This is a genomic window from Hymenobacter terrestris (genome assembly GCF_013377905.1).
Lineage (GTDB): Bacteria > Bacteroidota > Bacteroidia > Cytophagales > Hymenobacteraceae > Hymenobacter > Hymenobacter terrestris.
This window is the reverse complement of the sequence record NZ_JABKAV010000034.1, coordinates 1-12,252: the sequence shown is the minus strand read 5'-3', so window position 1 is coordinate 12,252 and position 12,252 is coordinate 1. Positions and strand designations below refer to the sequence as shown.

Below are 12,252 nucleotides of genomic sequence, written 5' to 3'. Positions count from 1 at the left end.
GGGCGTATCGGTTTGGTGCCCTGCCTGACCCAGCAAGGGCGCGGGAACGGCAAAAAATAAGCTGCTTTTTAGCTGTCCCCGCTATCTTTGGCGCATCTGCCACCTGTCCGCTCCTATTTTGGTCCAGTTCCGCACGCTCTCTATTGTTATTCCCGTTTATAATGAGGCCCGTACCATCCACCAGATTCTGGATCTGCTGCGTGAGCTGCGCCTGGTGAACGATATTACCAAGGAGATAATCCTGGTAGACGACTGCTCATCGGATCAGTCGGTGACCACAATTGAGGCTTACGCGGCTAAATACCCTGAGATGGGGCTGCGGCTGCTGCGCCACCAGGTGAACAAGGGTAAGGGCGCGGCTCTGCACACGGGCATCCGCGAGGCCACCGGCGACTACGTTATTATTCAGGACGCCGACCTTGAGTACGACCCCGAAGAGTACAACCTGCTGATAAAGCCCGTGCTACGCGGGTTTGCCGACGTGGTGTACGGCTCGCGCTTTATGGGCGGCAACCCTCACCGTATCCTGTTCTTCTGGCACAGCATCGGCAACGCCGTGCTCACCTTCCTCTCCAATGCCTGCACCGACCTGAACCTAACGGATATGGAAACGTGCTACAAGCTGTTCCGGCGCGACATCGTGCAGGGCCTCAAGCTGGAGGAGCAGCGTTTCGGCTTCGAGCCCGAGGTAACGGCTAAGGTGGCGCGGGTGCCCAACGTGCGCATCTACGAGGTAGGTATCAGCTACTACGGCCGCACCTACGCCGAGGGTAAAAAAATTGGGTGGCGCGACGGAGTCCGGGCTATCTACTGCATCGTCAAGTACGGGCTGCTGGGCGCGTAAGGTCTGCCGGCCCGTTCGCTTTTGCGATGTGTTACCAGCCGCCGCACCCGGTGGCTTTCTGTTGTTGCTCCCTTCCCGTTATGCTGCTATCTAAACGCTATGCTACCCGCCTGCCGCTGTATCTGGCCATTGCCACCATGCTGGCCCTGCTGGTGCTGGCCTGGCATTTATACGTGGAGCGCACGGCCTACTACGACCTGGCCTACCACCTGTTTTACTACCTGAAAACCGAGGGGGTGTTCGTACAGAATCGCCGGTTTGTGGCCATTGTCACGCAGTTGCCCACATTGCTGGCCATCAAGGCCGGGCTGCCGCTCGATGCGGTGATGCGGGTGTATTCAGTGGCGTTTGTGGGCTACTACCTGGCCGTGCTGCTAGCCTGCGCCTACTGGTTTCGTAACGAGCAGGTGGCGCTGGTAGTGGCCCTGTGCTTTGTGCTGCTCACTTCGCGCACCTTTTACTGGGCGCAGTCGGAGTTGCCGCAGGGGTTGGTGGCGCTGCTGCTCTACTACGCTGGTATCTCGCGGCAGGCACCGCTGCAGCGGCGCTTTAGTACGCTGGCGCTGGCCACGCTTGTTCCGGTGGCCATTTTTGCCCACCCGCTGCTGCTGCTGGGTTTTCTGTTTCTGTGGGCTTACGACTGGCTGCTGAACCAACGATTCCGCGACCCGCTGTATTATGGCCTGCTGCTACTGGGGCTGCTTAGCTATGGCCTACGGGCGCTGCTTGTACCGCCCGGCTCGTACGAGACCACCCAGAATACGTTCGGGCCAAACCTGAAGCGGTACTTTCCGGATTACTTTTCGCTGAGCAGCTTCGATACCTTCTGGGAGCTGAGCCGCACCGAATTTGTGGCTTTGCCCGTGCTGCTGGTACTGCTGACGGTGTTTTACCTGCGGCGGGGCACCCGGCTGGCACTGCTGCGGCTGCTGCTGATGTGGGGGTTTGTAGGGGGCTACGTGTTCATCATCAGCGTAACCCGGCCCGATTACACCGAACTGGCTTACCTGGGGAACTTCTACCTGCCGCTTACGCTGTTTGTGGCCGTGCCTCTGGCCCTGGAGCTGCTGCCGGCCCTGGAGCTGCGCTGGCCCCGCTGGGCCCCCGCCACCATAGCGGTGGTGCTGGCCGTGGTGCTGGTAGCCCGCCTGAACCTGATCTGGCAGCGCCACCCACCCTACACGGCGTATCAGCAGTGGATTACGCACGTGCTGGCCTACACCAAGCAGTTTCCCGAACGCAAATTCCTGCTCTACCCCAACAACATCGACCCGCACCAGATTCGGGCGGGCTGGCCTTGGTGGGCGCTGGCCAGCGAAACCCTGATCCGCAGCGCCCAGCAAAGCCCCGACGCGGTGCAGACCATTCAGGTGGGCTGGGATATTGACGCGCTGGCCCAGCAGGGCAGCCAGCCCGGCATGCTGCTGGGCCCCTTTGAGGCGCTGCCCGCAGCCGAAATGTCTGCCCGCTATGTGCGCTTCCCGACCAACACCATTTACCGCCGGCTCAACTCCTCGCCGCCGCAGGATGCCGCCGGGTTGACTGCCTACATTGAGGCCAACCGCGGTGTAACGCTCAGCTTGCCCGATGCAACGCCAACGGGCTGGGCGGCGGACCAGCAGCACACTATTCGGGTGCGCGTTGCCGTGCCGGCGGCCAACCAGCCGCTGCACTCGGCAACCTGGATTGAGCACCCCACCATGCTGCGCACTGCTTTTTACCGCAACGGCGACTGGCCGGCCGATGCCGCGCCGGTGCCCACGCCGCTGGAGCTCGACGTGTGGCACCCCTGGACCCAGACCCTGGCGCTGCAAACCCCGACCCGGCCCGGCCGCTACACCTTCGAAATCAGCCTGATCAGCCAAAACTACCGCGACTGGCCAGTGAAGCTGCGCTTTCCGGTGGAAGTAACGGACTGAACGGTAACGATTAAGCCGAATGAAAAAGGGCCGTTATGCACTGCATAGCGGCCCTTTTTCATTCAGCTTATTGGGGTCTGAACTGTCTTTACTCAACAGCCCTTAGGGTAATATCATCCACGTACACCGGCGAGGTAGCGTTGGAGCGCCACAGAAATACTTTCAGGTGCTGAGTGGGCTTTACACTGTCGGGCAGCACGATGGTTTTGTTCACTTTCACCCACTTTTTGTGCACCTTGGCCGCCTCCTGCAGCTTGATGCCGTCGCCGAACAGCTCCGTGTTATCGGTGGCAGATTTGACCAGCTGCACCCCCAGCTGGGCGGTCGAGTTGTCGTCGGTCAGGTACACCCATGCCTCCACCGCTATACTGCGCGGCCGGAACGAAACGGTGCGATACAGGGGCGCGTTGAACGTCAGGCTAAACTCGCGCGTGCGGTCAACGAAGATGGAATACCGGCCCGAATGGGCCTGCACCTTGCTCACGGCATCCGGGTCGGCGGCCCAACCCAGGGCGGCCTCAAAATCGTTGTGAGTGATGAGGGTCGGGTCGGCCGCAGCCGGCTTTGTTTCGGAGGAGCAGGCGGCCGTGAGCAGCAGCAGGCCGGAGAGCAATAGCTTCATAAGTGCGGGGAATGATGACGGAAAGCAAGCGGTAAAACCCGGCTGGTCTGGTAGTCCCGGCCGGGCTGCGCAGCCTATTCCAGCACCTTAATCGTCAGATCGTCGAGGTACACCGGCGAAGCGGCGTTGGAGCGCCAGAGGAAGATTTTGACGCGCTGGTTGTACGTCGCGTTGGGGGGCAGCACAATTTCCTTGCTCACCTTCGTCCACTGCTTGTATTCCTTCACCACCTCGGCCAGGGCAACCCCGTCGCTGAAAGTCGGCTCGTTGTTTTTGTCGGGGTCCACTACCTGCATTCCCAGCTGGGCCGTGGCTTTGTCGTCGGGCAGGTACACCCAGGCTTCTACCAGCAGGCCCCGTGGCTTGTGCTCGCTCAGGTTGCCCAGCAGCGTGTTGTAGGTGAGGCTGAATTCGTGGTTTGGGTCTACCATAATGGCATATTTGCCCGAACGCGCCTGATCTTTAGTCAGGACCGATTCGTCGGGCAGCCAGCCGGCCAGCGACTCGAAATCGTTGTGGGCCAGCACTCCGGCATCAGTGGCGGCGGTATCGGAAGAAGGGCTGGAGCAAGCTGCCAGGCTCAGGGCCAAGCCGAGGTAAAAGAGGGGTTTCATACAAAGAAGAAAAAAGGGACGAAGAGAAAATAAAAGCAACCTGGCGGCGGGCCGCGCCGGCTAGGCCCGCGCCGACCCGGCCAGTGAACCCAGCCAGCGGGCGGGCAGCGGCACGTGCTGGGCCAGCAGCAGCAACGCCGCCCAGGGCAGCAGCCACGCCACGCGGCCCTGCAGCCGGTCGAGCACGTTGGCCAGCCCGCCCGTTACCAGCGCGTTGGCCACAATACCGAGGCCGCACACCACCACGAAGCCCACTAGGGCCGGGGCTACCCGGCTCCGGGCGGGCCCCAGCAGCCCCAGGCCCAGCACCAGCAGGGCCAGCAACTGCGCTCTATAGCTGCGCTCGGTAAGGGTGGTAAAGTCCAGCTGGTCGCGGTTCTGCAACGACGACATGTATTCCTTCAGCTCGTAGGGCGCGTACTCGCCCACCTTCCAGTAGGGGTTGGTATTTTCGCGGAAGGGTGTCAGGCCGTCGCCGTGGCCGATATGGGTGAGCTGGCGCAGCGTGGCCTGCACAGTTTCGGAAATCAGTAGCGGGTAGTAGCGGGGCGAAAGCGCTATCTGGCGGAGTATGCGCTGGTACTCGGGTTGGTTGGCACTCCAGCCGCCGGTGCGGTTAAGCGGGCTGCTGGCATCCCACATAAACGTAATGGCATCGTTGGGCAACTGGTCGCGGAACTCGCAGAGCCGGTACTGGTTGCCGGGGCCACAGTTGTCGGCCAGAAACTTCTCTAGCACCCCACTTTCGGAGAGGCGCGCCATCAGGAAGGCCGAAGAAGCGCGCGACAGCGTGAAGCCACCACCGAAGCCCGCGTGCAGAGCCGGCAGCACTATCCAGCCGGCCAGCGCCACGGCCAGCGTGAGCAGCCAAGTAGGCCGATGCAGCACGCCACGCTCAAACAGATGCTTCCACCAGCCAACCACCCCCACGGCCAGCACCGTGAGCAGCAGCGTGAGTAGGTTGGAAGAGTGCATGATGGCCGCCAGCAGCAGCACGGCCAGCAAGGCCAAGCGCTCGGGCCAGGCTGGCCGGCTTAGCAGTAGCAGGGCCAGGGCCAGCAGACCAACGGCCGTGAAAATGTCGGGCATCAGCTGGCTGCAGTACCAGGCTACGCCCGTGAGCCAGGTCACGGTGGCCACCAGCGCCAGCCGGCCCGCCGGGTGCTGCAGGCGGGGCGCAAACACGGCCGTGGTGCGCCACAGCAGCGCAGCCAGCAGCAGGCCCTGCGCGAAAATCACGAGCCACAGGCTTTTGCGCAGCCCCGTGGCGGCCGTCCACAGCCCGTAGGTCAGGGGCCGGTCGTCGGGTACATCGAAATGAATGGCGCTGTTGAGGTAGGTGCCCGTGTCGGAGGTGACGAGCGGGAAGCCGTTGTAGAGGCCGGCGCTGATGAGCACCAGCGCGGCCAGCAGCAGCCAGAAAAACGACGTGCCCGCACGGCGCAGAGTCAGCATAAAAACGGGGGCATAGGAGGAGGCCGATAGGAGCGCGCCGCCCGCGAGCGGTTGGCCGGCCAAAGATAGGAAGCGCGCCGCCAGATTAGCCGGAACATTTTGCCCCAACTCCGCTGGGCCGGTTAGTTGTGCGGGGCAGCCTTATATTTGGCTCGTTGTTGCCTTCTATTTATAGCCCCCTGTAGTTTTGCCCGCTTTTGTTTCTAAACGGCCCCATCTGGTGCCCATTCTGGTGCTGGTGCTGCTGGCGTTGGGGCTGATGTACTGGGCCCTGGGCCCGCTGCTGCTGCACCCGGGCCAAACGGTGTTTGCCGGCGACGGCGACGCCACCAAAAACTACTACACGCTGCTCTACCACGCCCGCTATGGGCAGGGCACCCACTTTACCGGGATGCTGTACCCCTATGGCGAGCACCTGACCTATGCCGATGGTCAGCCGCTGCTGGGTGTGCCACTGGCCACGCTGCAGGGCTGGGGCCTTCCCGCGGCCGATTGGGCCCTGGGCCTGACGAACGGCCTGCTGTACCTGTCGTTGGTGGTTACGGCCGTGGTGGTGTACCTGCTGCTGCGGCGGTTGCTGCTACCGGCCACTCCGGCGGTGGTGGGCGCGCTGCTCATCAGTTTTCTTTCGCCCCAGCTCATGCGCTGGATGGGCCACTACGGGCTGGCTTACCTGTGCGTGGTGCCCCTGCTCTGGTATGCGCTGGTGCGGGCCTTCGATGCGCCCCGCAATTGGGGGCCGCTGCTGGGCTATGTGGCCGTAGGGCTACTGGCCGGGCTGCTGCACCCGTATTTTCTGCTACTGGGGGCACTGCTGGGCCTGGCCTACGCGCTGGTGGCCCTGGCCCAGCGCCGGGCCGGCGGCTACCCGCTGGCCTTTATCGGGCGGGTGGCGGTGGCGGCCGTGCTGCCCGTGGTGCTGTTCCAGGTGTTCATGGCCCTCACCGATTCGGTGGCCGACCGACCTTCCACGCCCTACGGGTTTCTGGTATACCGCGCCAGCTTTGCCAGCGTCTTCTTCCCCAACCTCGATCCGTTGGCCTCGTTCTGGCGCGTGGCTTTCCATACCCCCGAAACTACGGGCGAAGGCTGGGCCTACGTGGGACTAGTGGCGCTGTTGGTGCTGGTTCTCACGGCTGTTAAAGTCCTGGGCTACCTGCGGCGCGGCCGGCTGCGGCTGGTACTGGTGCCGGTGCTGCCCGAGCCACTGCGCATTGGCCTGTACGCGGGCCTGCTCACGTTGCTGTTTGCGTGTGGAGTACCCTTTATTTTTGGGCTCGAAGGACTGCTGGACTGGGTAAAACCACTCAAGCAGTTCCGCTCAATCGGCCGCTTCGCCTGGATATTCTACTACTTTTTCACGGTGTACGCCGTGTTCTACCTCTATCAGCTGGGCCGCTACCTGCGCCTGCATGGGGCTGGTCGGTTTGCCCGCACTTTTCTGCTGCTGATTGTGGTCGTGTGGGCCTGGGAAGCCCGCACCAACTTCGCCACCTGGACCAAGCGAATCCGCGACACCAACAAGAACCCGCGCTACTCCTACCAGGCCCTGTTGCATTCTCCCGAGCCGTTCATCCGGTTTACGGCCTGGCAAAAGCTGCCCTACGGCGACTACCAGGCCATTTTGCCCCTGCCGTATTTCCTGCTGGGGCCCGAGCAGTTCGGCACCAACGACATTCCGGGGTCGGCTTACGAATCTATGCGGGCTTCGCTGCGTTCGGGCCTGCCTATTGTGGCCTCGGCCATGTCGCGCACCTCCCAGGCGCAGGGCCTGGCGTCGGCCCAGCTGCTGTCGGCTCCCGTAATTCCGAAAACTATCATCGGCGACTTCCCTTCGCGCAAGCCCCTGCTGCTGCTCGTTACCAACGAAAACCTGACGCCGGCCGAGCAGCACCTGGTGTCGTTGGGCCGGCTGCTGCTCCAGGATGAGGCGGTGCGGCTGTACTCCTTGCCTCTGGCGGCCTTCGATGCCGCCCCTTACCGCCGCGCAGCCCTCGACGCCGCCGCCACTGCCCCTGCCCGCCCCGATGTATTGCGGCGCACTTGGCCCGCCGCCCAGCCGGCGGCCCTCACCCCATTCGGCGGCGGCTCGCTGAAAGGCCGCGGCCTGGTACCGCTTTTCGAGGGTTCGATTCCGCAGGCTCAGGATACCACGCACTATGCGGTGTCGGTCTGGGTCCGGCTGAAGGGCATGAGCACCTTGCCCATCCTGAAAGTGCGGGAGCTGGACGCGCAAACCGGGCAGCCGGTAAGTGAGCAGGATGGTCTGCCCCGGCACAGCCTCGAAGTGTACCGCGGCTGGGTACAAACGGCGGTGAAGCTGCGGCCGCAGCAGCCGGGTAACCGGCTGGAAGTGACGCTGGAAGGCGATGAGCCGTTTGAGGCGGCCAACTTGCTCATCCGGCCCGCTTACACCGATGTGTACGACCAGCCCGTGCCCGGCCGGACCTTTAAAAACAACTTTCCTTTACAAGATTAAGCTGCCCCGGCACTTTCTTTTCGCTGCTTTATGCCCGTTCCAGTCGATTTAGTGCTGCCCTGCTACAACCCGCCCGCCGACTGGGCCGCTAACCTGATCGGGAGCATGACGGCGCTACAGGGGTATCTGCCGGAGGTGGAATTTACGGTGCACGTGGTCAACGATGGTTCGGCTCACCCGCCCACGCCGTCCGATCTGGACCTGCTGGCCGCGCAGCTGCCCCGGTTCCACTATTCGTCGTACGCTCAGAACCACGGCAAAGGCTACGCGCTGCGCCACGGCATAGCGGCAGCCCGGAACCCCATCTGCCTGTTCACCGACATCGACTTTCCGTACGAGGCGCAGGGCGTGGCCGATGTGGTGCGCGCCCTGCTGACTGACCAGTGCGATGTGGCCGTGGGGGCCCGCACCGAGAGCTACTACGAGCAGGTACCGGCCGTACGAACCGTTATTTCCCGCTCGCTGCGTTTTTGCACCCGCCATCTGCTACGCCTGCCCGTTACCGACACTCAGTGCGGCGTGAAAGGCTTCAACCAGGCTGGAAAAGCCCTGTTTCTGCAAACGCAGGTCGACCGCTACCTCTTCGATCTGGAGTTTTTGTACTGGGCTGCCCGGGTGCCGGGTCTGCGGGTGCGGCCCGTGCCGGTGCAGCTACGGCCCAGCATCGTCTTCAGCCGCATGCCCCTAGGCCTGCTACTGCGCGAGGGTTATAACTTACTGCGCATAGTGCGGCGGCCTCCGCCGGTGCTGCCGGTCAGCCCCGTAAGCCAGCCCCGCGAATAGCGCTGCCAGCTAGCCGCCGCCACGGCCCGGACAGGCGCAAACCAGATGCACGGCTCCTGCCAGGATAAGGTGGCAGCCTGCCGGGCGTGCGCTACTCGTCCACCGGAAGCCAATGCCGGCGCTCTGTAGAAAAAAGATTTCCTTTTCCGCCCCCGCTATATTTGCCTACTTAAGCGGCCGGCGGACAATCGGGCCGGCCGCTTTCCTGATTGGTACCCGCCTATTTCTGATGGACAAGCACTACGAAGCCCAGTACCACAGCCTGGAAGAGCAGAACTGGTGGTTTGCGGGCCGCCGCCACATGGTATGGGAGCTGATTGAGCAGCTACAGCTCCCGAAGTCGGCCGCCGTGCTGGAAATTGGCTGCTCGGGCGGGCCGCTGTTGCGGCAGCTGCGCGAAGCTGGCTATGCCCACGCAACTGGCATTGATGTGAGCGAGCCGGCCATTGCGCTGGCCAAGGAGCGGGGCCTGCCCGATGTACACGTAATGGACGGGGCCCGGCTTGACTTCCCCGACCAGTCTTTCGACCTGGTTATTGCTTCCGATGTGCTTGAACACATTGCCGACGAGCAGGCCGCGCTCAAGGAGTGGCGGCGGGTGCTGCGCCCTGGCGGGCAACTGCTGGTGTTCGTACCGGCCCACGCCTACCTCTGGAGCCAGCACGATGTGGTAAACCACCACTTCCGCCGCTACTCGCGCCGCCACCTGCGCGAGGCGCTGCAAGCCAACGGCTTCCGGGTGCAGCACCTAGGCTTTTGGAACAATCTGCTGTACTTCCCAACGGCCGCCGTGCGGCTGCTGCAGCGCGTACTGCCCCCCCGCCCCCAGGGCGACTTACTGACGCTGCCGCCCACCACCAACAAGCTGCTGCTGAACCTGCTGAAACTGGAAAATCAGCTCAGTAAAAAGGTAGCGGTGCCGTTCGGCGTCAGCGTATTTGCCAGCGCTACGGCCGCGAAATAGGTCTTCCGTTTCATTAGTTCATCATCTACTCCCGCCGTGGATCTGTCCGTTATCATCCCCATCTACAACGAGGAAGCCAACATTGCGGCGCTCTACGAGCGGCTGCGGGGCGTGCTCGACCCGATGGCGCTGCCCGGCGGCTACGAGCTGATCTTCGTCAACGACGGTTCGCGCGACCAGTCGCTGGCCCTTATCCGGCTGCTGGCCGCCCGCGACGAGCGGGTGCGCTACGTGGATTTCAGCCGCAACTTCGGCCACCAGATTGCCGTGACGGCCGGCCTCGACCGGACCACTGGGGAGGCCGTAGTTATTATTGATGCCGACCTGCAGGACCCGCCCGAGCTGATTCCGGCGCTGCACCAGAAGTTGGGCGAAGGCTACGAAGTGGTGTACGCCAAGCGCCGGAGCCGCCAGGGCGAAAGCGCCGCCAAAAAGCTTACGGCCAAGCTGTTTTACCGGCTGCTGGTGAGTATTACCCACATTTCCATCCCCGTCGATACGGGCGACTTCCGGGTGGTTTCGCGCAAGGTGGTGGAGGCCCTGCGCCAGATGCCGGAGCAGAACAAGTTTATCCGGGGCCAGATTTCATGGATCGGTTACCGCCAGACCTACCTGGAGTACGATCGGGCCGAGCGGGCCGGTGGAGCTACCGGCTACACCTACCGTAAAATGCTGCATCTGGCCCTCGACGGCATCACCGCCTTCTCCGATGTGCCCCTGAAAATGGCCACTATCAGCGGTTTTGTGGTATCGGGTCTGGCCTTTGTGGTAATGCTCTACACACTTTACGCCCGCCTATTCAGCCACGATTACCAGCCGGGCTGGGCCTCGCTGATGGTGAGCATCCTATTTCTGGGCGGCGTCCAGCTGATTTCGGTGGGCATCATCGGTGAGTATATTTCGCGCCTCTCGGCCAATGTGCGCCAGCGGCCCCTTTACATCGTGTCGGAGGAAGCCTAAAAGCCCCATGCCGGCCTGACGGATTCGAGCAGCATTTACGCTTATATTCCCCGGTGCTTTCTCCTGCTTCTTCTTCCTCGCTACGGTCCTGGCAGCGCTACGGTCCGTTGCTGTTGCTATTGCTGCTGGCCTATTTCCCCTTGTTCTGGCAGCTCACTTCCTTTCCGGTGCAGCAGTGGGATGAGGCGCGTACGGCCCTCGACGCGCTGGGCATTCTGGTGCATCAGGACTGGCTGGTAGTGCGCTATATGGGCGAACCCGACCTCTGGAACAGCAAACCTCCGCTCTGGACTTGGCTGCTGGCCACTAGCATTCGGCTGCTGGGGCCCACCGAGCTGGGCCTGCGGCTGCCGGCGGCGTTAGCGGCGCTAGCCACCGTGGGCATAGTGTACGCAACGGCTACGCACTGGCTGCGTAGCCATCTGGCGGGCCTGCTGGCTGGGTTGGTGCTGCTTACCAGCCCCGGCTACATAACCTTTCATGTAGCCCGCACCGCCGATTTTGATGCGCTGCTGACGCTGACCACGACCGTGGGAGTGGTGAGCTGGCTGGCTTACCTGCGCACGGGCCGGGCACGCTGGGCCTGGGCTACAGGCGGCGCCTTCGCTGCGGCTGTATTAACCAAGGGCATTGCCGGTGCTATGTTCGGCCCCGGGCTGCTGCTGGCCCTGGTCCTGGCGGGCAGCGGCCACCGGCTACGGCGCCCTGCGCCCTGGCTGGCGGCTGCGCTGGTGCTGGTGGTAGCGGCCGTTTGGTACACAGTGCGCGAAGCGGTTGCTGCGGGGTACTTGGCGGCCGTATGGCAATACGAAGTGGGCGGACCAGCAGGCCAGCAGCTGGAGGGCCACTATGAGCCGTTCAGCTATTACTTCGATTTGCTGGCCGGTAGCAAGTTTGCGCTCTGGCTGCTGCCGGCTCTGGCTGGGGCTGGGCTGGGGTGGTGGCTACCGCGCGGAAGCAGCGCTTGGTGGCTGAGCCGAGTGGTAACGGCCGTAGCCGGCTCGTTTTACCTGGTGCTCTCGCTCTCGCAAACCAAACTGGCGTGGTACGATGCGCCGGCCTATCCGCTGCTGGCCCTGCTGGCGGCGGCGGGCCTCACCGAAGCTTTCCGGCTGGCGCAGGCTGCTACCGGACGGCCGATAGGCTACGCGGCCCGGCTGGGTGGGGTGCTGGCACTGGCGGCTTTTCCTTATCTGAACCAGCTGCAGTACCTGCGCCAGCTTTCCAAAGTCCGGTTCGAAAATCACCAGCTGGTGTACGGCCACCACCTGCGCCAGCAGTGGCAGCAGCTACCCGAGCTCCGCGACTACCTCATCGGCACCGACGGCTCGTTTAATGATGCACCGGAGTTCTATCGGCTGGCGGCCGAATACCAGCACGGCCACCGCGTACGGCGGCTGGCTCCTTGGCAGCGCGACGAAGCCCAGCCCGGCGAGGCGGTAGCCGTATGTGGCCAGAAAGCCGCTCAGGCTTGGCAGCAAAGTTTCCAGACAACCGTGTTGGTACAGTCCGATTCCTGCCTGACGCTGCGCCTCGGCGCGCGTCGTTAGGCTTGCCGGCGGTTGGCTAGCAGGCTCTCCGCAACTTGGGTGAGCTAGTTCAGCTTGGCCAG

The 12,252-nt window shown here is 63.2% G+C and carries 10 protein-coding genes; 7 read left to right on the top strand and 3 right to left on the bottom strand.

Annotation, left to right across the window (positions count from 1 at the left end; genetic code table 11):
* Nucleotides 1-118: 118 nt before the first annotated feature.
* On the top strand, nucleotides 119-844 hold the full coding sequence (locus HW556_RS11870; protein WP_176900263.1) for a glycosyltransferase family 2 protein: 726 nt from the start codon (nucleotides 119-121) through the stop codon (nucleotides 842-844).
* 80 nt (nucleotides 845-924) lie between these two features.
* Nucleotides 925-2,763, top strand: a complete 1,839-nt coding sequence (locus HW556_RS11865) for a hypothetical protein (RefSeq protein ID WP_176900262.1) — start codon at nucleotides 925-927, stop codon at nucleotides 2,761-2,763.
* Nucleotides 2,764-2,851: 88 nt separating this feature from the next.
* On the opposite strand, the gene HW556_RS11860 is transcribed toward HW556_RS11865, so the two are convergent.
* The 3 genes from HW556_RS11860 to HW556_RS11850 all read right to left on the bottom strand — a co-directional run bounded on the left by HW556_RS11860 (nucleotide 2,852) and on the right by HW556_RS11850 (nucleotide 5,454).
* Nucleotides 2,852-3,385, bottom strand: a complete 534-nt coding sequence (locus HW556_RS11860; RefSeq protein ID WP_176900261.1) for a hypothetical protein — start codon at nucleotides 3,383-3,385, stop codon at nucleotides 2,852-2,854.
* Between the two features lie 74 nt (nucleotides 3,386-3,459).
* Nucleotides 3,460-3,999, bottom strand: coding sequence for a hypothetical protein (locus HW556_RS11855; RefSeq protein ID WP_176900260.1), 540 nt, complete (start codon nucleotides 3,997-3,999; stop codon nucleotides 3,460-3,462).
* A 60-nt stretch (nucleotides 4,000-4,059) separates the two neighbouring features.
* A complete protein-coding gene (locus HW556_RS11850) occupies nucleotides 4,060-5,454 on the bottom strand; it encodes a hypothetical protein (protein WP_176900259.1) in 1,395 nt (464 codons plus the stop codon).
* 187 nt (nucleotides 5,455-5,641) lie between these two features.
* On the opposite strand from HW556_RS11850, the gene HW556_RS11845 reads away from it, so the two are divergent.
* The 5 genes from HW556_RS11845 to HW556_RS11825 all read left to right on the top strand — a co-directional run bounded on the left by HW556_RS11845 (nucleotide 5,642) and on the right by HW556_RS11825 (nucleotide 12,190).
* Nucleotides 5,642-7,933: a hypothetical protein gene (locus HW556_RS11845; RefSeq protein ID WP_176900258.1), complete on the top strand. Its 2,292-nt coding sequence runs from the start codon at nucleotides 5,642-5,644 to the stop codon at nucleotides 7,931-7,933.
* A 30-nt stretch (nucleotides 7,934-7,963) separates the two neighbouring features.
* Nucleotides 7,964-8,716, top strand: coding sequence for a glycosyltransferase (locus HW556_RS11840; protein ID WP_176900257.1), 753 nt, complete (start codon nucleotides 7,964-7,966; stop codon nucleotides 8,714-8,716).
* Between the two features lie 229 nt (nucleotides 8,717-8,945).
* Nucleotides 8,946-9,680, top strand: coding sequence for a class I SAM-dependent methyltransferase (locus HW556_RS11835; protein WP_176900256.1), 735 nt, complete (start codon nucleotides 8,946-8,948; stop codon nucleotides 9,678-9,680).
* Between the two features lie 36 nt (nucleotides 9,681-9,716).
* Nucleotides 9,717-10,640, top strand: coding sequence for a glycosyltransferase family 2 protein (locus HW556_RS11830; RefSeq protein WP_317170517.1), 924 nt, complete (start codon nucleotides 9,717-9,719; stop codon nucleotides 10,638-10,640).
* Nucleotides 10,641-10,693: 53 nt separating this feature from the next.
* Nucleotides 10,694-12,190 carry an ArnT family glycosyltransferase gene (locus HW556_RS11825; protein ID WP_176900255.1) on the top strand — a complete coding sequence of 499 codons (1,497 nt, stop codon included), beginning with the start codon at nucleotides 10,694-10,696 and terminating at the stop codon, nucleotides 12,188-12,190.
* The last annotated feature ends 62 nt before the right edge of the window (nucleotides 12,191-12,252 follow it).

Bases quoted from the DNA above. Each gene is read 5' to 3' on its own strand.
- HW556_RS11865 (WP_176900262.1), top strand. From the start codon at position 925: ATGCTGCTATCTAAACGCTATGCTACCCGCCTGCCGCTGTATCTGGCC.
- HW556_RS11860 (WP_176900261.1), bottom strand. From the start codon at position 3,385: ATGAAGCTATTGCTCTCCGGCCTGCTGCTGCTCACGGCCGCCTGCTCC.
- HW556_RS11855 (WP_176900260.1), bottom strand. From the start codon at position 3,999: ATGAAACCCCTCTTTTACCTCGGCTTGGCCCTGAGCCTGGCAGCTTGC.
- HW556_RS11850 (WP_176900259.1), bottom strand. From the start codon at position 5,454: ATGCTGACTCTGCGCCGTGCGGGCACGTCGTTTTTCTGGCTGCTGCTG.
- HW556_RS11840 (WP_176900257.1), top strand. From the start codon at position 7,964: ATGCCCGTTCCAGTCGATTTAGTGCTGCCCTGCTACAACCCGCCCGCC.
- HW556_RS11835 (WP_176900256.1), top strand. From the start codon at position 8,946: ATGGACAAGCACTACGAAGCCCAGTACCACAGCCTGGAAGAGCAGAAC.